At 67.0% G+C, this 19,418-nt stretch carries 22 protein-coding genes; 15 read left to right on the forward strand and 7 right to left on the reverse strand.

The features are described 5' to 3' along the window. Positions 1-39: 39 nt before the first annotated feature. A complete protein-coding gene (locus ABZX86_RS04305) occupies positions 40-690 on the reverse strand; it encodes a PAS and ANTAR domain-containing protein (RefSeq protein ID WP_355121246.1) in 651 nt (216 codons plus the stop codon). Positions 691-864: 174 nt separating this feature from the next. On the opposite strand from ABZX86_RS04305, the gene ABZX86_RS04310 reads away from it, so the two are divergent. Beyond that, positions 865-1,347 carry a ferritin-like domain-containing protein gene (locus ABZX86_RS04310; protein ID WP_355119930.1) on the forward strand — a complete coding sequence of 161 codons (483 nt, stop codon included), beginning with the start codon at positions 865-867 and terminating at the stop codon, positions 1,345-1,347. An 86-nt stretch (positions 1,348-1,433) separates the two neighbouring features. Here the strand turns inward: ABZX86_RS04310 and ABZX86_RS04315 are convergent, their stop codons facing one another. Both ABZX86_RS04315 and ABZX86_RS04320 read right to left on the reverse strand, forming a co-directional pair. After that, positions 1,434-2,000, reverse strand: coding sequence for a type 1 glutamine amidotransferase domain-containing protein (locus ABZX86_RS04315; RefSeq protein ID WP_355119932.1), 567 nt, complete (start codon positions 1,998-2,000; stop codon positions 1,434-1,436). 76 nt (positions 2,001-2,076) lie between these two features. Beyond that, a complete protein-coding gene (locus tag ABZX86_RS04320; RefSeq protein WP_355119934.1) occupies positions 2,077-2,580 on the reverse strand; it encodes a hypothetical protein in 504 nt (167 codons plus the stop codon). Positions 2,581-2,725: 145 nt separating this feature from the next. On the opposite strand from ABZX86_RS04320, the gene ABZX86_RS04325 reads away from it, so the two are divergent. Together ABZX86_RS04325 and ABZX86_RS04330 are read left to right on the forward strand one after the other, a co-directional pair. Further along, a complete protein-coding gene (locus ABZX86_RS04325; RefSeq protein ID WP_355119935.1) occupies positions 2,726-2,881 on the forward strand; it encodes a hypothetical protein in 156 nt (51 codons plus the stop codon). Positions 2,882-2,998: 117 nt separating this feature from the next. After that, positions 2,999-4,519 carry an FAD-dependent oxidoreductase gene (locus tag ABZX86_RS04330; protein WP_355119937.1) on the forward strand — a complete coding sequence of 507 codons (1,521 nt, stop codon included), beginning with the start codon at positions 2,999-3,001 and terminating at the stop codon, positions 4,517-4,519. A 333-nt stretch (positions 4,520-4,852) separates the two neighbouring features. Here ABZX86_RS04330 and ABZX86_RS04335 read toward each other — a convergent pair whose 3' ends face one another. Then, positions 4,853-5,449: a TetR/AcrR family transcriptional regulator gene (locus ABZX86_RS04335; RefSeq protein WP_355119939.1), complete on the reverse strand. Its 597-nt coding sequence runs from the start codon at positions 5,447-5,449 to the stop codon at positions 4,853-4,855. A 111-nt stretch (positions 5,450-5,560) separates the two neighbouring features. Here ABZX86_RS04335 and ABZX86_RS04340 point away from each other — a divergent pair, with 111 nt between their 5' ends. Together ABZX86_RS04340 and ABZX86_RS04345 are read left to right on the forward strand one after the other, a co-directional pair. After that, a complete protein-coding gene (locus tag ABZX86_RS04340) occupies positions 5,561-6,436 on the forward strand; it encodes an alpha/beta hydrolase (RefSeq protein WP_355119941.1) in 876 nt (291 codons plus the stop codon). 59 nt (positions 6,437-6,495) lie between these two features. Then, positions 6,496-6,666, forward strand: a complete 171-nt coding sequence (locus tag ABZX86_RS04345) for a DUF6374 family protein (RefSeq protein WP_355119942.1) — start codon at positions 6,496-6,498, stop codon at positions 6,664-6,666. A 1-nt stretch (position 6,667) separates the two neighbouring features. Here the strand turns inward: ABZX86_RS04345 and ABZX86_RS04350 are convergent, their stop codons facing one another. Beyond that, complete coding sequence (locus ABZX86_RS04350) at positions 6,668-7,582, reverse strand: LysR family transcriptional regulator (RefSeq protein ID WP_355119944.1); 915 nt, start codon at positions 7,580-7,582, stop codon at positions 6,668-6,670. A gap of 37 nt (positions 7,583-7,619) precedes the next feature. Next, the gene (locus ABZX86_RS04355) at positions 7,620-8,513 is read right to left on the reverse strand and encodes an SDR family oxidoreductase (RefSeq protein ID WP_355119946.1); all 894 of its coding nucleotides are present in this window, start codon (positions 8,511-8,513) and stop codon (positions 7,620-7,622) included. 62 nt (positions 8,514-8,575) lie between these two features. Here ABZX86_RS04355 and ABZX86_RS04360 point away from each other — a divergent pair, with 62 nt between their 5' ends. From ABZX86_RS04360 to ABZX86_RS04375, 4 genes are read left to right on the forward strand one after another with little or no spacing between them, the layout of a single operon-like run. Beyond that, positions 8,576-9,922 carry a cytochrome P450 gene (locus ABZX86_RS04360; RefSeq protein WP_355119948.1) on the forward strand — a complete coding sequence of 449 codons (1,347 nt, stop codon included), beginning with the start codon at positions 8,576-8,578 and terminating at the stop codon, positions 9,920-9,922. Further along, positions 9,919-10,500, forward strand: coding sequence for an SDR family NAD(P)-dependent oxidoreductase (locus tag ABZX86_RS04365; RefSeq protein ID WP_355119950.1), 582 nt, complete (start codon positions 9,919-9,921; stop codon positions 10,498-10,500). The genes ABZX86_RS04360 and ABZX86_RS04365 overlap by 4 nt, the downstream gene beginning before the upstream one ends. Then, a complete protein-coding gene (locus ABZX86_RS04370; RefSeq protein WP_355119952.1) occupies positions 10,497-12,011 on the forward strand; it encodes an NAD(P)/FAD-dependent oxidoreductase in 1,515 nt (504 codons plus the stop codon). The genes ABZX86_RS04365 and ABZX86_RS04370 overlap by 4 nt, the downstream gene beginning before the upstream one ends. A 22-nt stretch (positions 12,012-12,033) precedes the next feature. Then, the gene (locus ABZX86_RS04375) at positions 12,034-12,660 is read left to right on the forward strand and encodes a TetR/AcrR family transcriptional regulator (RefSeq protein WP_355119953.1); all 627 of its coding nucleotides are present in this window, start codon (positions 12,034-12,036) and stop codon (positions 12,658-12,660) included. A gap of 9 nt (positions 12,661-12,669) precedes the next feature. Here the strand turns inward: ABZX86_RS04375 and ABZX86_RS04380 are convergent, their stop codons facing one another. Further along, the gene (locus ABZX86_RS04380; protein WP_355119955.1) at positions 12,670-13,905 is read right to left on the reverse strand and encodes an MFS transporter; all 1,236 of its coding nucleotides are present in this window, start codon (positions 13,903-13,905) and stop codon (positions 12,670-12,672) included. A 254-nt stretch (positions 13,906-14,159) separates the two neighbouring features. On the opposite strand from ABZX86_RS04380, the gene ABZX86_RS04385 reads away from it, so the two are divergent. The 6 genes from ABZX86_RS04385 to ABZX86_RS04410 all read left to right on the forward strand — a co-directional run bounded on the left by ABZX86_RS04385 (position 14,160) and on the right by ABZX86_RS04410 (position 19,414). Continuing rightward, positions 14,160-15,170 carry an LLM class flavin-dependent oxidoreductase gene (locus tag ABZX86_RS04385; protein WP_355119957.1) on the forward strand — a complete coding sequence of 337 codons (1,011 nt, stop codon included), beginning with the start codon at positions 14,160-14,162 and terminating at the stop codon, positions 15,168-15,170. A gap of 74 nt (positions 15,171-15,244) precedes the next feature. After that, positions 15,245-15,757: a PRC-barrel domain-containing protein gene (locus ABZX86_RS04390; protein WP_355119959.1), complete on the forward strand. Its 513-nt coding sequence runs from the start codon at positions 15,245-15,247 to the stop codon at positions 15,755-15,757. 38 nt (positions 15,758-15,795) lie between these two features. Continuing rightward, the gene (locus tag ABZX86_RS04395; protein ID WP_355119961.1) at positions 15,796-16,056 is read left to right on the forward strand and encodes a hypothetical protein; all 261 of its coding nucleotides are present in this window, start codon (positions 15,796-15,798) and stop codon (positions 16,054-16,056) included. Positions 16,057-16,087: 31 nt separating this feature from the next. After that, positions 16,088-17,110 carry a hypothetical protein gene (locus ABZX86_RS04400; RefSeq protein WP_355119963.1) on the forward strand — a complete coding sequence of 341 codons (1,023 nt, stop codon included), beginning with the start codon at positions 16,088-16,090 and terminating at the stop codon, positions 17,108-17,110. Between the two features lie 230 nt (positions 17,111-17,340). Continuing rightward, a complete protein-coding gene (locus tag ABZX86_RS04405; RefSeq protein WP_355119965.1) occupies positions 17,341-17,847 on the forward strand; it encodes a hypothetical protein in 507 nt (168 codons plus the stop codon). A 19-nt stretch (positions 17,848-17,866) separates the two neighbouring features. Further along, positions 17,867-19,414, forward strand: coding sequence for an MFS transporter (locus ABZX86_RS04410; RefSeq protein ID WP_355119967.1), 1,548 nt, complete (start codon positions 17,867-17,869; stop codon positions 19,412-19,414). Positions 19,415-19,418: the final 4 nt, after the last annotated feature.

The following is a 19,418-nucleotide window of genomic DNA, read 5'->3' on the forward strand; positions in this document are numbered from 1 at the left end:
CTGCACCATCGGTATCTGCGAGCCCGACGGCGCACAGTGCTACATCGCGGGTATCCGCTGGTGAACCGTCAAAATAATGTGGTCGGCCGCGGTGCGTGTACGCGCACCGACCGGAGGCAGCATCGGCAACTCCCCCATGAGCTGAGCCGCCAGGGCCCGCAGCTTGGTATTGGTCTCCTGGGAACGCCATTTCAGCACCCGGAACGCCTGGTCGGCGGTCAGGCCGTAGACCACCATGAGCGCGCCCTTGGCCTGCTCGATCACCGCCCGGTGCTCGAGCAGCTCGGGAAGCATCTCATCGAGAACCTCATTGCGCTGATCAGCCAGTTTTTCGGTCAGATCGACGTAATAGCCCGCCGTGGCGACCACCTCGCCGGACTCGTCGGCGACGGCATCGGACACCACCAGAACCTCATGTTCCCGCCCCGCGGTATCGATGATGCGGTGCTGACTCGAGAAGGGCGCGTGATCGTGCAGTGAGGTGACGAGCACCTGCTCCACCCGCTCGCGATCGTCCGGATGTTTGTGCGACAGCAGCAGTTTCGTCGTGGGCGTGACCTCGCCCGGCGCATAGCCGTGCAGGCGCGCCACTTCGTCGGACCATTCCCAGCTCTGATCCGCGAACCGGAATCGGAACCAGCCGATCCCCTGCGCATCACCAGCCGCGATCACCGCCTCGACCGCCGCCATATCGACGCCGTCCGAGCGGTCGTCCCCATCTGTCATCAGCAAATTATGAGGTGTCCAACCGCCTGGTCGCACCGGTATTCCGGCGCAGCGCCCGGCGGTATTCCGATCTTGGTCTGATTGAGCCGGCGGTTCACGGGTACTCGATTGCACGTCCCACTACGAAAGGATTCGGCAGTGCCGGAACCCAGAACGAGTACCTTCGATGCGAAGCAGCAGCAGATTTCCGAAGATGCGTTACGCGCCACCGTGATCGACCTGATCGACCTGTCACTCATCGCAAAGCAGGCACGCTGGAACGTCATCGACCGCGACCTAGGCCCCATTCAGGCCGCGCTCGACGAATTGGTCTCCGTGGTGCGCCGATTCACCGACGCCACGACCGGACGCGCCGCCGCGCTGGGATTCAGCAATGACGGGCAGGTGGTGACGGTCGTGGAGGATTCGGGGGCGCTGGCACTGCCCGACGGCTGGCAACTCGGCAATGCCGTCGTGGAGGCGATCGTCGACAATCTCGCCATCGTGATCGCGCGACTGCGCGGACGGACTCAGGCGACGAGGACGAACGATCCCGGAACGCGGGATCTACTCGTGGGCATTGCCGCACGGTTGGAGCAGCTGCGGTGGATGTGGCAGGCGCAGCTGGCCACGGCGGCCTGAGACAGGACGCGCGATGGTCCCGCCCGTTCGACGGGCGGGACCACTGTTGTGCTGTGCCACAGGCGAATACGGACCATGGACCGTCATCAATCGACGTTCGGATTGATGGTCCGGTTGATGGCGTCGGTGAAGTCCGGCAGATCTCCCGGGTTACGCGAAGTGATGAGGATCCAGCCGTCTTCGGGTGAGAGCACAACGGGTCGATCGACCCAAGCGCCCTCGGCATTGACAATGTCGGTGCGCAGCGACGGATACGAGGTCAGCGTCTTGCCCGGAAGCAGATTGGCTTCCACGAGCAGCCAGGGGCCATGGCAGATGGCCGCAATGGTCTTACCCGCGCCGGCGAACTGCTGTGCCAATTCCACAGCCCGATCCGACATTCGGAGTTTGTCCGCATTCACCGTTCCGCCGGGAATCACGAGGAGGTCGTAATCGTCGACCTCGATATCATCGAGCGCCTTGTCCGGCTGCACGATGACATCCTTGTCGACATCGTGCACGAAGGTCTGCACATCCTCGAGTTTCGCCGCCGCATGTGTCACCGTCGCACCGGAATCCCGCAGCCAGGCAAGCGGTGTCAATAACTCGTCTCGCTCCACACCGGTATTCGAGGTGATGAAAAGAACACGCATATCACTGAGCTGATCGGTCATCCACGAGCTCCTTCTGCTGTTCGAACGCGATATCTGCGGGCCTACCCCGACAGTCGCGTCGCAAACGTCAGCCCGCTCACCGCCGCCGGGGGATCTCGTGGAACCCGGCGGGTGTCTCGATATGGCTCGCGCCGCCGCTGTGGCGGGTCCGCCCCGCATGCGGCGCCGCGTAAACGGGTGAGGCGAACTGGATTTCGGCCTGCCGCCCCGCGGTCACCACGGTGGCCTCGCGCTCGGGTCCGCGCCATTCGCAGATCCACAGCCGATTGAAGACCACTACGCCCGGACGACTCTGATCGTCCAGGGTGACCTGCACATCGTTACCGCTGTACTCGCCCCATACCGCCCACCACATCGCCTGCGGTTCCTGTGGAATCGGCCCTGATGCGCCTACCGCCATATCGTTGTGGCCCTGCCATGTTCGCCACGGTGGCGCCGCCGCGCCGGAGTCCGCGGCCCCCGCGGGGCGAATGCGGAAGTGCTGATCGGTGGGCCGCCACTCCACTCGCAGGCCGGATACCGGTAGCACTATCTCATCGCACTGCATCTGCTGCTCCCATCGGTCGGGTCCGAGTGGCACAACCCTTGACTACCCATGCGGGTCGTTATGAAACCGTGATACCGCAACAACTTTCATCGCTTCACCCCGTTTAGAGCCGATCGCCGTGGCTATAGCAACACAAGCGCCGGGTCGCCCGGCGCGCCGTCCATCTCAAGGAAGTGTCATGATCATTCTCGGTTTGGTCCTGCTCCTTGCCGGCATTCTGCTCGGCATACCGCTTTTGACGACCATCGGAGTTGTACTGCTCGTCGCAGGCGCCGTGCTCATGGTGCTGGGTTCGACGGGACGCGCGGTGGGTGGTCGGAGCCACTACTACTGAGCCTGAATTTCCACCACCACGGTTCGCATCGGGGCCGGGCAGCGACGCTGCCCGGCCCCGCGACTGTTTCGCGGTGCCGCACTGTTTCACAACACCGTGACGGGCTATACCCGAACCATGACTTCGCTATGGCTGGACGACGCCCAAGTCCCGGCCCGGCTGCGGCTCACCCCCGGCTCCCGGTTCGATACCGTCGTAATCGGCGGCGGTATCACCGGATTGGCGACGGCGCTGCTGCTGGCCGAGAGCGGTGTGCAGGTCGCGGTCCTGGAGGGCCGGCGGGTCGGGGCGGGCACCACCGGCGCATCGACCGGAAAAGTCAGTCTGCTGCAGGGAACTCGCGCCCAGCGGATCCGCCGGCGGCACGGTGACGAGACACTGCGCGCCTATATCGACGCCAATCGTGCTGGGCAGCAATGGCTGATGCGGTACTGCGAGGAGCGGACGGTGCCGGTCCAGCACGAAGCAGCCCTCACCTATGCGCAGAGCAAGGCCGAAATATCCGCTGTGCGCAGGGAATTCGAGGCGGCGCAGGCCGTGGGAATGTCGGTCGACCTGCTCGGCGAGATAGCCACCCCGTTTCCGTCCTACGGCGCGGTGCGGCTCGAGGATCAGGCGCAGCTGGATCCGATGGCGCTGCTGGCGGCCCTCGCGGTCGATATCGAGGGGCATGCCGCCTCCATCTTCGAATCCACGCTCGCCCGAAATGTACGCTCGGGCAAGAACAACGACCTGATCATCGAGACCGAGCACGGCGATCTGATCGCTCGCACGGTCGTCATCGCCACGGGCACACCGATACTCGATCGCGGCGGGTTCTTCACCAGGCTCACGGCGCAGCGTTCCTATCTGACCGCCTTCGCGGTGACCGAACCGGTTCCGCACGAGATGTTCCTCAGTGCGGGTTCCCCCACCCGGTCGCTGCGGTACACGCCGTCACCGGACGGGGACGTGCTGCTCGTCGGCGGCAACGACCATACGGTGGGCCGGGAACCGGCGCCGCGGCTGCGCGCCGAGGAACTGATCGAATGGACCCGAACCTGGTGTCCCACAGCCGAACCGCTGCACTCCTGGTCCGCCCAGGACTATCTGCCCGTGGACGAACTGCCCTATGTGGGACCGCTGCTGCCGGGTCGCGACAATATTCTGGTCGCCACCGGCTACGCCAAATGGGGACTGACCAACGGGGTGGCCGCGGCACTGGCCATCGCGGGCCGCGTCACCGGCAAACCACCCGCCTGGGCCCGGACCTTCGCCAGCTGGCGCCCCTCGGAGCTGCGGTCACTTCCCGCCGCTGTCACCTCCAATGTGTCTGTCGCACACAGGTTGCTGTCCGGCTGGCGTCGCGCGGCCGGTTCCCCTCCGAGTGCGTTGCCCGCGGAAGGCTGCGGCCGAGTCGAACGCCACGGCCTCGTTCCCACCGCGGTCTGCACGGTGGACGGGCAGACCACCGAGGTATCGGCGATCTGCCCCCATCTGGGCGGCATCCTGGCCTGGAACGATGCCGAGCGCTCCTGGGACTGCCCGCTGCACGGTTCCCGATTCGCCCCGGACGGCGCCCAGATCGAAGGACCCGCAACCCGCCCGCTCCAGCAGTTCGTGCAGCCGTACCCCAGCTCACAGTTCACCCAGCTGTGAGCGCGGGCGGCCGGCGCCCGAGGGAAAGATGATTCCGAGGGAAAGATGATCTAGACCGGTTCAGCCCGGGATCCGCGGGTACTCGACTCTCATGACCGATACAGAGCTCCCCCGAAGCCCGCAGCATTCGGCACCGCCGCAGCCGGCCGGGATCGCCGGTTCGGTTCCGCCGATCCCGCCGCCGGACCCGGTCCCCTCGACCCCGGACCCTGTTGTGCCCCAGCCGGATCCAGCGCCCATCCCACCGACCCCGCCCGCCCCGGACCCGTTGAACCCACCCCACCCCATCCCGGACCCGGGCGAGCCCAAACCACTGCCGGAAATCGGATAGCCCTAGTCGCGGACGCCCAGCAGCCGGTCCAGGAACTCGCCGACCGCGCTCTCCCCCGCGCTGAGTGCGGCGCCGGGATCCGCGGACCGGGCGACCATCAGGGCCACCTCATTGGTGGCGGCCAGCACGATGTGCGCGAACGTGTCCACGTGCCGGGGGTCGATGGCACCCGCCTCGGCGGCGTAGTTGAGGGCAATTCTGATCTCCCCCAGGCTGTTCTGCTCATCGAGCTCCCGCCACCGCTGCCACCCCAGCACCGCCGGCGCATCGATCAGCACGATCTGCTGCACGACCGGATCACCGGCGAGCCGGATGGCCGCCAGGCAGCCCGCCCGCAGTGCGGCGATCGGGTCGTCGCCGGCATCGCGCTCCACGCCGTCCACCTGCTCTCCGGCCCCGGCGACGACCGCCTCCAGAACCGCCAGGAACAAGGCATCCTTGCCCGGAAAGTGGTGGTAGAGCGAACCTCTGCTGACTCCGGAATCGGCAAGCACCATCTCGATGGTGGTGCCGTCGTAGCCGTGTTCAGCGAACAGCCGCGTCGCCACCTCGAGCACATGCGCCCGGGTGGTCCGGCCCCGCTGCACGTTCTTGTTCATCGGTCTCCGTAGCACTGGTTGACCGGTCGATGCCCGGTTTTGTAGAGTTAGACCGTCGGTCGGTCTATTCGATCACTGTACCCACCGCCACCGACGAGGGGTGAGACAACCATGCCCAGCACGCTGGAAAAACTCGACCAGCACCGCAGCCGGTTACAGACCCGATCCGGTCCCGTGAGCTGTGTCGACACCGGAGGTTCAGGCCGCCCGGCACTGTTCGTGCACGGTCTGGGCACCAGCAGCTACCTCTGGCGGCATGTGATCGCCCAGCTCGGCGGCGAAACACGCTGCGTGGCAATCGATCTACCGCTGCACGGGCAAACGCCCGCGGCCTCCGATCAGGATTTCTCCCTGCCCGGGCTCGCCACTTTCCTTGCCGACTGCTGCGACGCACTCGAGCTGACCGGCATCGATCTGGTCGCGAACGACACCGGCGGCGCGGTCGCCCAGGCGTTCGCCGCCGGCCACCCCGAGCGGCTGCGCACCCTCAGCCTGACCAATTGCGAAGCGCACAACAATCTTCCACCGAAAACGCTGCTGCCCTCGGTGCTGCTCGCGCGGGCGGGCATATTCGCCCGGATCGCGCCGCGATTGCTCGGCGGCGACAACCCGAAGGCCCGTAAACGCTTCTACGGCAGCGGATATCAGGACGTCGCCAAGCTGCCCGACACCCTCGCGCGAGCCTGGCTGGATCCGCTGTTCGGCACCGCCGAATCAGCCCGCCAGTTCCAGCGCTTCCTGACCTCACTGCACGCCCGCGACCTGCTCGCGATCGAGCCCGACCTGGCCCGCCTGCAGGTGCCCACCCTCATCATCTGGGGCACCGGCGATCCGAACTTCGGTCGCAAATGGGCATATTGGCTGCGCGACCTCATTCCCGGCGCCACCGACGTCGTCGAAATCGACGGCGCCCGCCTGTTCTTCCCCGATGAGCACGCCGCCGAACTCACCGCGGCACTCCGCGAACACTGGGCCGCTCACCCCTGACGCGCTCCGCCGGGCGCTTGGATCGAAACTTTGTTCGACTCGAGGTAGTCTGCCCGACCGTGCCAGAACTCGACCCGACCGTCGTCGCTCACCTGCAGATCAGCGAGGTGCGCCGGCGGCTGCTCAAGGCTGCGATGTTCGGCAAGCACCTCACCCCCGACCAGCTGGAACACATGGCCGAACAGCTCGCGGAGGGACTGCGGCGCTACCCGCCGCCGGACACGCGTTGAATCAAGATCGTTCGAATTGTGTGTTCGCGGATGCCCGGGCGGCGGCGATCAGGACGTCGATGAGATCACGAGGGGTGGACTGCGGCCACACGACCGCGAGGGGGGTCGGCGCTATATCGGCGATGGGGACCAGGGCTACGCCCGGGCACAGTGCCCATTCGGCCATCTGCCGGGGTGCGAACCAGACGCCATGGCCGCGGCGCAATTGGGCCTGGCAGTCCTCCAGCGTGGGCACCACCGGACCGCGGACGGCCGGGCGGCCGTCGGGGCGCGGATCGACAATCCGGTGGCTCAGTGCCTCGGGTGAGGCGAAGGCATCGACGATGATCACCGGGTCGTCCGCGAGATCGGCCAGGGTGACCGATTCGCGGCCGGCCAGTCGATGGCCTTCCGCGAGCAGGACGACGCGGGGGTCCTCTCGAATCGGCTCGCTCAGTAGGCGGGGGTCACCGGTCGGCAGCCAGAGGATCGCGGCGTCCGAGGCGCCCGCGTGCAGGCGCTGCATGGCCTCGATCGGGCGCAGTGCGGTGGCGACCTGAATTTCGAGACCGGGATCGGCGGCTTCCATCGCCTTGGCGACCTCCACCGCGAACAGCGTGATCGTATAGGCGGCCGACACCACGCGCAGCCGCCGCACCGAACCGGCGACGGTGGCGCGGACCCGGCGCGCCAGCTCACCGAGATCGGCCAGCAGATCCGGTGCGCCGGAAGCCAATTCAGCACCGGCAGCCGTCAGGCTGATGCCCCGCGAGGTCCGAACCAGCAGCGTCACGCCGAGCGCGCGTTCGAGCTGCTGAATATGTGCCGACAGGCTCTGCTGCGTAATGTGCTGGGTGACAGCGGCTTCGGTGATGCTGGAGGCCCGGGCCACCGCCAGGAACGAACGCAGGTGCCGCAGCTCGATATTGTCGATCACCCGCCGACAATATCGACCCGCGCGCCGTCCATTCGAGTCAGAACATGGCGCCGTTCGCGCGCACCGTCTGCCCGGACACCCAGCCGGCCTCCGCACTGATCAGCCAACCGACCACCGGCGCAATATCTTCGGGCAGGCCGAGCCGCCCGCGCGGGCTGTGCTGCGATGCCGCGGCCATCGACTCGGGCGTTTCGGCGCCGCGATAGAAGGAGTCGTCGACCGGTCCGGGAGCGACGGCATTGACAGTGACGCCGCGTCCGCCGATCTCCTTGGCGAGCGCGAGCACCATGCGCTCGACGGCGGCTTTGGAGCCGGAGTAGAGGCCGTACGGGCCGGTCATCACCGAGGTCAGCGTCGTGGACAGCACGACGTAGCGGCCGTTGTCCGCAATGTGGCGCGCGGTGGCGCGCAGGGTATTGAACGCGCTGCGGGTATTGAGATCGATGAGGTGATCGAAGTCCGCGTCGGTGAAATCGGCGAGCGGCTTCTTGATCACGGCGCCGGGCGTGTGCACCACGATATCGAGGTGGCCGTGCCGCGCCACCACACCTTCGAACAGCGCGTTCACATCATCGGAGCGGCGCGCGTCCGAGCGGACGGCCTCCACGACCACACCATGCTTCTCCAATGCCGTGAGCGTCTCCTTGGCGGCGGCATCGTCATTGGTGTAGCTGATCACCGTGGTGGCCCCGCGGGCGGCGATATTGTCGGCGAAGGCCGCGCCCTGGTTGCGGGTGCCGCCGATCACCAGGGCCACCTTGCCTTCGAGATCACGAGTCGTGAGAGCAGTAATCGTCTTGTCCTTCCACGGGTTTCGGGCCGGAATGGGCCCCTCACCATCGTGGTCGCCGTGGCGATCGAGCGGAAACAGAAAGAATCGATGGCGTCCACAGGCGATGCCTGTGGACGCCGCGAGCGTGACCCTTGCCACTGCTGGTACGTGAATGTACCGTCATGTTGGTACATCGGAGTACCAACGCAGGGAGTTGGCGTATGACCGCCGTCAGAATGCCCGAGGGACCGACCACGCCGGGCTTCGTACAGGGCTTGAGAATCTTGACCGGGCGCACCCGCGCATGGCGGGGCATGCACGAGCGCTACGGCTCCGCGTTCACCGTGCAGCTACCCAGATTCGGTCGCACAGTGGTGCTTTCGGAACCGGCCGAGGTGAAGACGCTGTTCACCGCGAGCACGGAACTGGTCGACAATATCGATGTCAACCTCGGGCAGTTCCTCGGCCCCGGATCGCTGTTCTCCCTCGTCGGCGAGGAGCACCGCAAACAGCGCAAGCTGCTCGCGCCGCCGTTCCACGGCCGCCGGCTCGCGGTGTACGAGACGCTCATCGAGGAGGAGACGGTGCGCGAGATGGCCTCGTGGCCGTCCGGGCGCGAATTCGCGACCATGGACCCGATGATGCGGATCACGCTGAACGTGATCCTGCGCGCGGTGTTCGGCGCCGAGGGCGCGGAATTCGACCAATTGCGTGAGCTGCTACCGAAATTGGTGCTCATCGGCTCGGCGCTGGCGGCGCTGCCGGTACCGCGGAAGTTCCTCGGGCAGTACGGCCCCTGGGCTCGATTCGCGGCGCACCGCCGCAGTTACGACGAGATCGTCGGCCGTCTCATCGACCGCGCGGCCGCCGCCGACGACCTCGCCGAGCGCGATGACGTGCTCGCCATGATGCTGCAGGCCCGCTACGACGACGGCTCCGCCATGAGTCACAGCGATATCGCCGACGAACTGCTGACGCTGCTCACCGCCGGTCACGAGACCACGGCGACCACCCTGGCCTGGACGGTGGAGCGACTGCGCAGGCATCCGGAGCTATTGCGCCGCTTGGTATCCGAGATCGACGCCGGTGGCTCCGAACTGCGTGAAGCCACGCTGCTGGAGGTGCAGCGGGTACGTCCGGTCATCGACTCGACCGGGCGCAAGGTGCGCGCGGACACGCTGCAGCTGGGCCGGTGGACACTGCCGAAGGGGCAGAACATCGTGGTCAGCATCCGGCTGATGCACGATAACGAGGAGCTCTTCCCGAATGCCCGGGCCTTCGATCCGGACCGTTTTGTCGGGGTGCGGCCGGGGACCTTCAGCTGGATCCCATTCGGCGGCGGCGCCCGCCGGTGCATCGGCGCGGCGTTCGCCACCATGGAGATGAATATCGTCTTGCGCACGCTGCTCCGGGATTTCACCCTCGAGCCGACCGATGCGCCCGATGAACGCACCCACTTCCGCGGTGTCGCACTGGTACCGGCGAAAATGGGGCGCGCGGTGGTGCGCCGCCGCACTCCCGCACCCAGCACAGCCGCGGCGACACAGTCCGGCCAGGTGACGGTATGACCGCTAGACCACTGTCCGGCCACCCCGTCATGATCACCGGCGCCGCCTCCGGAATCGGCCGGGGCCTCGCCCAATTGCTTTCCCGCCGTGGCTCTCCCGTGGCGATCGCCGATATCGATGAGACGGGCTTGAAGCAGACCGCGGCCGGACTGCAGGGTCCGGTGCTGCTGCGGGTGCTCGATGTGCGCGATGCCGGCGATCAGCTCGCCTTCGCCGGCGAGGTCCGCGAATGGCTGACCGCTCCGCTGGAGGCGGTGTTCAACAATGCCGGCGTGGCGGTGTCCTCCTCGGTGCTCGACTCGGTCCCCGAGGACGATGAATGGTTGCGCCGCATCGGCCGGGGGCGCAGCCGCGAGCAGATGGCCGCGGAGTTCGAGGCCGTCACCCTCACCTCACCGGAGAAGGCGGCCGAAATCATCTGTCGCGGAGTCGAACGCGGTAAGGCGCGCATTCTCGTCGGTCCGGACGCCTACGTCTTCGACGCGCTCGCGCGGGTGTCCCCCACCCACTACTACGACATCATCTCGATGCTGGAGCGGCGGCTGCGCACCCGCGACAAGACGGAGGCGAACGCATGACCGACCATGTCGATGTGCTGATCGTCGGGGCCGGGCTGTCCGGCATCGGCGCGGCGCACCATCTGCAGTCGGCATTTCCCGACCGGACCTATGCGATCCTCGAGGCGCGCGAGCGGATCGGCGGTACCTGGGATCTGTTCCGCTATCCGGGTGTGCGGTCGGACTCCGATATGGCCACGCTCGGTTACCGTTTCCGGCCGTGGACCGCGGCCGAGGCGATCGCCGACGGGCCGTCGATCCTGCGCTATATTCGTGATACCGCCGCCGACGCCGGTATCGATCGACGAATACGGTTCGGGCATAAGGTGATTCGCGCCGCCTGGTCCTCTCCCGAGGCACGCTGGACGGTGCAGGTCGAGCATGACGGCACCACCTCGGAACTGACCTGCCACTTCCTGTACCTGTGCAGCGGCTACTACCGCTACGACCAGGGTTACACCCCCGATTTCGCAGGCGCGGAAGAGTTCCGGGGACAGATCGTGCATCCGCAGCAGTGGCCCGCGGACCTGGACTACGCCGGTAAGCGCGTCGTCGTGATCGGCAGCGGCGCGACCGCGGTCACCATGGTTCCGGCCATGGCCGAGACCGCGGCACACGTGACGATGCTGCAGCGGTCGCCGACCTACATCCTGTCCGCGCCCACCGAAGACGTTGTGGCGACCAGGCTTCGGGCATTGCTCGGGCCGCGACGGGCCTATGCCATCACCCGGTGGAAGAACGTCGCGATCAGCACGCTGATCTATCAGCTCAGTCAGCGCCGGCCGGAGATGATGCGGAAGTTCATCCGCACCCAGACGGTCAAACAGCTGCCCGAGGGCTATGACGTCGACACCCATTTCAATCCCGCCTACGGTCCGTGGGATCAGCGGCTGTGCCTGGTTCCCGATGCGGACCTCTTCCGATCGCTGCGTGCCGGTGACGCCTCGGTGGTGACCGACCATATCGACCGCTTCACCCCCGGCGGCATTCGCCTGGCATCCGGCGCCGAACTACCGGCGGACATCGTGGTCACCGCGACCGGTCTGCGGTTGCTGGCCCTCGGCGCGATCGAGCTCGCGGTCGACGGCCGCACGATCACACCGCCGGAAACCATGGCCTACAAGGGAATGATGCTCGGCGGCGTACCCAATTTCGCCTTCACCATCGGCTATACCAATGCGTCGTGGACATTGAAGGCAGACCTGGTCGGGGAATTCGTCTGCCGTCTGCTGCGGCATATGGACGCCCACGGCTACGACCACTGCACACCGTGGCCGGACCCGGCGGTCACCGAAACACCGCTGCTGGACTTCCAGGCCGGATACGTCCTGCGGGCCCTCGACCAATTCCCCAAGGCCGGATCCCGGGCGCCGTGGCGGCTGGGCATGAACTACGCCCAGGACGTCCTCACCCTCCGGCACGGGCGGATCGAGGACGGCGTTCTCCGTTTCACCGCCCGGTCCACCGCAGCCGCGCCACCGATCACCGGCTTCGCACCCGATGATCGCGATCCGGAACAGGTGACGGCCTGAGGAGGTCGCTAATCTGACTCTCGTGACACGCGCCGAGCTCGCACCCACCGCCGCCGAGGGCACGCCGGAATCCGGATTCCGGCGGCGCCTGCTCGATGCGATGGCCGATGCCGTCCGCGCGCGCGGTTACCAGGATGCGACGGTGGCCGATGTGGTCCGCAATGCCCGCACCTCCCGCCGCACCTTCTACGAGCACTTCACCAGTAAGCAGGACTGTTTCATCGCCCTGCTCACCGAGCGGAACAACGAGACGATCCAGCAGATCTACGAGGCGGTCGACCCGAATGCGGCGTGGCGCACCCAGGTGCGCCAAGCCATCGAGGCCTGGATCCACGCCTCGCAGGCCGATACCACCATCACCCTCGCCTGGATTCGCGATACCCCGTCCCTCGGCGAGAGCGCGCGCGAACTGCACCGCGCCGCCGCCGAAGCGTTCATCGATCTCATCCAAACTCTCACCACCACACCAGAATTCGAGCAGCCCAACCTGCACCCGCCTTCCCGTCAGATGGCGACCATCCTCTACGGCGGCTTCCGGGAACTCATCGCCTCCACCGTCGAGGAAGGCCGCGATATCACCGAGATCATCGATATCGCGGTGGACACCGCGCTGGCCCTCGTCGGCCCCCGCTACACGCCCGGTAGTTGAGACCCTTTCTCAGACTGCGCCTTTCACGGATCTTCTGGCGCCCGGCCTGGGCCAGGGAATGTACACGGGGATGTAGCGCCCCATCACGACAGCGCCCAGAACCGAGACCGCACCGATGGTCAGGACCGCGCCGGCCAGCGGTCCGACGGCCGCCAGCCCGCTGACCGCGAGCGGTCCGACGAAGTAGCCGCCGTCGTGCGTGAGCCGCCACGCCGCGAGGAATTCGGCACGCGTGGCGGCCGGGGCGATATCGGCGCCGATCGTCATGATGACACCGTTGCCGATGCCATTGCCGATACCCATGATCACCGCGGCTGCGCCGAGGGTGAAGGCCGAATAGGTCAGTGGCACAGCGAAATAGCCGAGCGCGAGAATGACCAGCGACGGCACGGCGATGAACCGCCTGCCATAGCGATCCATCACATGCCCCGCCGGATACGAACACACGACATCCAGCCCGGCGCCGATGCCGTAGATGAGGCTCGCGGTGGCGGCGCTGACGCCCAGATGGTCGGCCCACAGCGGCAGCACCGCATCGCGGGAGGCCCGCGCGGCGCCCATGAGCAGCGATCCGGCGCCCAGGGTGAGCAGCAGGGTGTGATGGGCCCGGCCGATGGCGATCAGCGACAGCGGCGTCTGCGGCACCGCACCGGCCGGCGTGGACTGCGGGTCCGGCAGGCGGGCCATCAGGTATCCGGCGATCACGATGGCGACCAGCTGGACGATGAATCCGCCGCGCGCGCCGAAACCGGTGATCGCGGCCGCGCCGAGGATCGGGCCGAGGAAGAAGCCCAGCCGCATGGCGCCGCCGAACAGCGCCATCGCCCGTGCTCTGCGCTCGAAGGGCACCACCTCGGACAGATAGCTCATTCGGGCGAGACCCCATATCGCATTGGACAATCCGACGATCGTCAGTCCCGCGCACAGGATCGGCACGGCCGGGGCGAACAGGCACAGCAGTACCCCGATCACACCCGCGGTGCACGCGGCGACAATCGACATCCGTTCGCCGAGCCGGGAAACCACCTGGCCCGCGGGAATATCGCCGAGCACCTGCCCGAGTCCGACCAGGGCGACGGTCAGGCCCGCCACGGCCGGTGACGCACCCAGGTCGAGTGCGGTCAGCGTCATGACCGGCGCGGCGGCTCCCATTCCTACGCCATATGCCGAGGCGGGGACATAGACGGTGAACAGCAGCGGCCGCAGCGAGCCCGGTGCGGCCACCTCCCGCGGGCGAATGGTCATCGGGCTACTCGAATATTCGCCGGCACGAGTGCACGCCTTTCCCGGATCGGTGATCACAATGTCGATCCACTGTGCGAAATGCCGACGACGCCGGGCAATATCGTTTCCACACCGTGGAAATCGCGGTGATCGCAATTGCGCCGGTCGATTGGGTTCGCGGTGATCGCAATCCTGTTCGGCCGCAGCTCGATCCGGTTGGATGCTGGTATGACGACGCAGCGGCGGGCCGAAATCCAAGCGGGCGAGCAGATCTCGTGACGGTGCAGATCAGCAATCTGTCGTTCCTGACCCCGGGAAACTATCCCGACGACGATCCGTACAGCGGGCTCGAGGACACGCTGCAGCTGTTCGAATACGGCGAGCGGCTCGGCTTCGGCGGGGCCTGGATCCGGCAGCGGCATCTCGAACACGGTGTCGGATCGGCGGCGGTCTTCCTGGCCGCGGCCGCGCAGCGCACCAGCCGAATCGAATTGGGCACGGCCGTGATTCCGATCGGCTACGAGAGCCCGTTCCGGCTGGCCGAGGATCTGTCGATGGCCGATGTGCTGTCCCGGGGCCGGTTGCAACCGGGCTTCAGCGCGGGCACGCCGCCGCATGCGGAGCTGATCGGGAGCCTGGTCTTCGACGGTGACTGGCGCACCTACGATCTGTCGCACGGGCGGATCGAACGACTGATCGACAATCTGCGCGGCGACTATCTCGGCGCTGCGGATGCGGTGATCCACTCCCCCGGCAATACCCAGCGGCCCCGGCTGCAGCCGCACAATCCCGGGCTGGTCGACCGGCTCTGGTACGGCGGCGGCAGTGGCCGCTCGGTGCGCTGGGCCGGGAAGAACGGGCTCAACCTGCTCAGCGGCAATATTGTGACCGGTGAGCACACCGACGACTTCGGCACCGCGCAGCTGACCTTGATCGAGGAGTACCGCCGGCTCGTCGATCCGGCCCGCCCGGCGCGGGTCGCGGTGGGACGGGTGATCGTTCCGTTCGACAGTGCGGACCGCGCCACCCGCGAGCGCTACCGCCGATACGCGGCCTCCCGGCACGAGCGAACCCTCGCGCCCCAGGGGGAACGGCGCATTCTGTTCGCCCCGGATCTGGTCGGCACTTCCGAGGAGATCATCGAGCGGCTGCGGGCCGATCCGGTGCTGGCCCATACCGCTGAGCTGCGCCTGGAGCTGCCCTACGAGTTCCATCGTGAGGATTACGAGCAGATCCTGCACGATGCCCGCGAGCTGATCGCTCCGGCCTTGGGCTTGCCAGTTTGAGCAACATCGGGTTGGGTATCAGCTAAGTCGCAGCAAGTTTTGTGCAGATCATTTCCCGACACCGAGGAGAGATCGTGGCGAAAACAACGCTGGATTCATTGATCGGTTGCACGATGTACGACACCGCCGGCGAGCAGATCGGCCGGGTCGAGAATTTCTACGTGGACGATGATTCGGGTGAGCCGACCTGGGCGGTGGTATCCACCGGGATGTTCGGTGAACATTCGCTGGTGCCGCTCATGGGCGCCGAATATCGAGCCGCCGACACCACACTGCGGGTACCGGCCATGAAGTCGCAGGTCGATTCCGCACCCCACCTGGACCACGACGGCCGCATCGAGCCGCGCGCCGAACAGGAATTGCTCGCGCACTACGGCGCCGACCGCCGGCGAGCAGGCGCCGACCCTGCCGGGCGCGGCCGGATCCAGCCCGGACCCGATGCGCCCATGACCACCGGACGCTCGGATCCGAATGCTGTACTGCGCGAGCAGGAGCGGCTGATGAGAGGCCATGAGCAGGAGGTCTCCGACACCGTTCGCACCGACCGCTTCGGCACCGGAATGCCTGGGACAGGCGCGAATTCATAGCACGGTAGGCACATCCCCTTCATGCACCAGGAGGAATCATGGAATGGCTACTGGGTCTGCTCGGCGGCGTGATCGGAGGTGGGATCGGCGGCACCAAGAGCCCGTTCGGTCCCGCTGTCAGCGGTGGCGCCGGAGCGATCGGCGGCGGCATCACGGGCGCGATCATCCAGGCTGCCACCGGTAGTGGATTGGACTTCGGTCAGATCCTCGCGCAGGTCGGCGGTGGCGGCGTGGTCGGCGCCGTGGTCGCCGCGGTGATCGGATTCGTGACGAAACCCAAGACGAGCAATATCCGCTGATTCTCGGACGACTCTCGTGAGGAGCTCTTCGATGAAACGCTGGAAAGGATCGATCACCAGGACCGCGGCGGCGCTCGGCTTGTTCGCCGCCTCGTGTGCCGGTGTGCTGCTCGCCCCGACGGCCTCGGCACAGCCTGCCGGTGCGGACGCGGCGATCAATGCGCATTACGACGAGAAAGGCGGCGCGTCCTCGCCACTCGGCGAAAAGATCGGCGGCGTATACGCATTCGGGTCGGATGGCGCGGCGCAGGATTACAGCGGCGGAAAGATCGTCTACTCGCCGGAGACCGGCGCGAAGGTGATGTACGGCGCGATTCTCGACAAGTATCTCGCCCTGGGCGGCGCGGATGCGGGCATCGGTTATCCGACCAATGACGAATCGGACGCACCGGTGGCGGGCACCGCCCGATTCAGCGAGTTCTCGGCGGCCGATGGAGCCACCATCGAGTGGAGTCCGCAGAACGGCGCCTGGCTGGTGCGAGGACCGATCCGGACGGCGTGGTCGCATCTGCACGCGACCGACGGGGCGCTCGGCGCTCCGGCCAGTGACACCACGCTCGCGAACGGCGTCTACAGCCAGACCTTCCGCGGGCAGAACGGCACTCCGGTCGATATTCGCTGGAGTCAGGCGGACGGCTTCGTCACCGTCCCGCCCGAGATCGCCGCGCAGCTGAGCGGACTCGATGTCTCGGCGCCGGGAGCCCCTCCCGGAGCATCGGTGGCTACCCCGGAGCAATCCTCCGGAACCGCCGCGGATACCAGCTCGGGCGGCAGCGACAACAAGAAATGGTGGGCACTGCCCATCGGCCTCGTAATCGCCGCTGCGGCAGGCGGTCTCGCCGCCATGGTCACCCGCGGCGGACGCGGCGGCGGCAGCGGGACGCCGAGGCCTGCCTCGACCGGCATGCCTGCGGCGAAGGCTCCGGCAATGGCGGGCGCGGGCGCAATGGGCGGGGGCGCGAGCGCCATGAGCGCGGGCGCTATGACCGGCACCGCGCACGGCTCGCATCTCGCGACACCGCGCGAACGTGAGCGCGGTTTCAGCTGGGCCTGATATTCCGCCGAGGGCGGAGTGCTCGGTGACGGGCGCTCCGCCCTCGGCATGTCCGGGGGCCGCGTCGCAGCGCCGTCGGGCGGTCGCCGCGGTGCGCCCGGATATCGCCCTCCCTGCTGACGGAATTGCACCGCGCGGGAGTGGCCGCGAATACGTGCCCGCCGGTCGGTCCGGGCGCGTAATCTTGATTTCTGCTATCCATGCCGGTCTGTCGCTTAGGAGGACAAGGCATGTCGAATCGTATGCTCGTATCGAAATCCCTTGTGGGATGCGCGCTTATCGCGGCGGTACTCACCGGATGCGGCGTATCGGCCAAAGAACCGGAGACCTCGCACCCGACCTCGGCCGTCCCCGGTACCGACGCCGCGCTGACGCAGGCCGTCACGGACGCCTATCAGCGCTTCTTCGACGGCTCCACACCCGCCGACCAGAAGATCGCGGTGCTCGAGAACGGCCAGAGTTTCGCCGATACCATTCGGGCGCAAGTGGATTCACCGATTGCCAAGGGCACCAAGGCGACCGTGTCCAGCGTGACCGCCGCCGGGGCCGACAAGGCGAATGTGGTGTACACCGTCTCGCTGAACGGCACGCCCGCCCTGCAGGATCAGCCGGGCAATGCGGTGCGGGCCGATGGCGCGTGGAAGGTGTCGGCCACAACGTTCTGCGCGCTGCTCACGCTCGAGACACAGGGCAAACCGCCCGCGCCCTGCAGCGCGTCGACCACGCCGACCAGCTGATATGCGCGCCACCGGAGCAATGACGGCCGGTACGGCGCAGCGGCCGGGCATCGCACTGGCCACCGTCACCGCGGTGCTGTTCGTGACCTTTCTCGACACCACCGTCGTCAGCGTCACGCTCGGCGATATCCAATCGGATCTGCACGCGGGTGTGGTCTCGCTGCAGTGGGTGGTCAATGCGTACACGCTGGTGTTCGCGAGCCTGATGCTGACCGCCGGATCGCTGGGCGACCGCTGGGGACGCAAGCGGGTGATGATCGCGGGATTGGCGGTTTTCGCTGCGGGATCGGTGGTTTCGGCGCTCGCCACCGGAGTCACGATGCTCATTGTGGGCCGCGCAGTCATGGGAGTGGGTGCGGCGGCGTCGGAACCCGGCACACTGTCGGTCATCCGGCACATCTTTCCCGAGCGGCGCGAACGCGCCCGGGCGCTGGGTGCGTGGGCGGCAGTCTCCGGACTCGCACTGGCGCTGGGACCGGTGATCGGCGGTGTGCTGGTCGGGGCCTACGGCTGGCGATCGGTGTTCTGGTTCAATCTCGCCGTCGGCGTGGTGGTGCTGGTCGCCGCGCTACGGTACGTGCCGGAATCGGCCGACCCGCAACCCGGCCCGGTCGATATCGCCGGATTCATCTCGGGCACAGTCTTTCTCGCGTCCGTGATCTACGCGGGCATCTCCGGCGAGGAGGTCGGGTACGGCGCGGTATCGGTGGTGACGCTGTTCGTGATCGGCGGTATCGCATTGGCGGTGTTCCTCGTCGCCGAGACGCGAGCGCGCAATCCCATGTTCGATTTCCACTACCTGAAGCGCCCGATGGTGCGCAGCGCCCTGATCGTGGCATTCGCCGTCTACTTCGGGATCTTCTCGATTTTCTTCTTCACGGCGCTGTATCTGCAAGAGGTGTCCGGGTATTCGGGCTGGCGCACGGCAGCGGTCTTCGCGCCCATGGCGGTCGCCATTATCGTGGGTGCCTTGTTCGCGGGATTCTGGGTGGCACTGCGCGGTTCGCGTACACCGATGATCACCGGCTGCGTACTCGGCGCGGCCGGCATCCTGCTCACCCGCCAAGTGCTCGGTGTGACACCGGAATTCGTTCCGCTGATGCTGTCGCTGACGCTCGCCGGGCTCGGCTTCGGTATTGCGGTGGTGCCTTTGACGTCGGCGGTGCTGTCCGGGGTGCCACCCGAGCATTCGGGGATGGCGGCGGCCGCCACCAACACCATGCGCCAGGTCGGCGCGGTGGTGGGCGTGGCCGCCCTGGGCTCGCTGGTGAATTCGTTCCTCAATGTCGATCTGGTGTCCCGGCTCAATCAACTGGGCATTCCCGCGAACTTCCAATCGATCGTGATCGATGCCATCAAGACCGGCCAGGTGCCCGCGGGTGGGGATTCCTCGGCCTCGGCGGCGTACGGGCCGATAGTCGACCAGGTCATCACCGCCACCTACGCCGCATTCCATCGGGGTCTCGAAGTGGCCCTGCTGGTTTCGGCGATCATGATTCTGCTCGCGGCAGTTGTCACGGCCGTGTCCGCCCGCGGCGATCGCTCGGGGTACGAGTACGAAACCTAGTGCT

This window comes from Nocardia sp. NPDC006630 (genome assembly GCF_040611495.1).
Lineage (GTDB): Bacteria > Actinomycetota > Actinomycetes > Mycobacteriales > Mycobacteriaceae > Nocardia.

What these genes read in the sequence shown, in the direction of transcription:
- ABZX86_RS04325 (WP_355119935.1), top strand. Translation starts at nt 2,726, where the DNA reads ATGATCATTCTCGGTTTGGTCCTGCTCCTTGCCGGCATTCTGCTCGGC.
- ABZX86_RS04400 (WP_355119963.1), top strand. Translation starts at nt 16,088, where the DNA reads ATGAAACGCTGGAAAGGATCGATCACCAGGACCGCGGCGGCGCTCGGC.
- ABZX86_RS04405 (WP_355119965.1), top strand. Translation starts at nt 17,341, where the DNA reads ATGTCGAATCGTATGCTCGTATCGAAATCCCTTGTGGGATGCGCGCTT.
- ABZX86_RS04380 (WP_355119955.1), bottom strand. Translation starts at nt 13,905, where the DNA reads ATGACCATTCGCCCGCGGGAGGTGGCCGCACCGGGCTCGCTGCGGCCG.
- ABZX86_RS04395 (WP_355119961.1), top strand. Translation starts at nt 15,796, where the DNA reads ATGGAATGGCTACTGGGTCTGCTCGGCGGCGTGATCGGAGGTGGGATC.
- ABZX86_RS04365 (WP_355119950.1), top strand. Translation starts at nt 9,919, where the DNA reads ATGACCGCTAGACCACTGTCCGGCCACCCCGTCATGATCACCGGCGCC.
- ABZX86_RS04330 (WP_355119937.1), top strand. Translation starts at nt 2,999, where the DNA reads ATGACTTCGCTATGGCTGGACGACGCCCAAGTCCCGGCCCGGCTGCGG.
- ABZX86_RS04360 (WP_355119948.1), top strand. Translation starts at nt 8,576, where the DNA reads ATGACCGCCGTCAGAATGCCCGAGGGACCGACCACGCCGGGCTTCGTA.
- ABZX86_RS04370 (WP_355119952.1), top strand. Translation starts at nt 10,497, where the DNA reads ATGACCGACCATGTCGATGTGCTGATCGTCGGGGCCGGGCTGTCCGGC.
- ABZX86_RS04340 (WP_355119941.1), top strand. Translation starts at nt 5,561, where the DNA reads ATGCCCAGCACGCTGGAAAAACTCGACCAGCACCGCAGCCGGTTACAG.
- ABZX86_RS04305 (WP_355121246.1), bottom strand. Translation starts at nt 690, where the DNA reads ATGGCGGCGGTCGAGGCGGTGATCGCGGCTGGTGATGCGCAGGGGATC.
- ABZX86_RS04410 (WP_355119967.1), top strand. Translation starts at nt 17,867, where the DNA reads ATGACGGCCGGTACGGCGCAGCGGCCGGGCATCGCACTGGCCACCGTC.
- ABZX86_RS04315 (WP_355119932.1), bottom strand. Translation starts at nt 2,000, where the DNA reads ATGACCGATCAGCTCAGTGATATGCGTGTTCTTTTCATCACCTCGAAT.
- ABZX86_RS04335 (WP_355119939.1), bottom strand. Translation starts at nt 5,449, where the DNA reads ATGAACAAGAACGTGCAGCGGGGCCGGACCACCCGGGCGCATGTGCTC.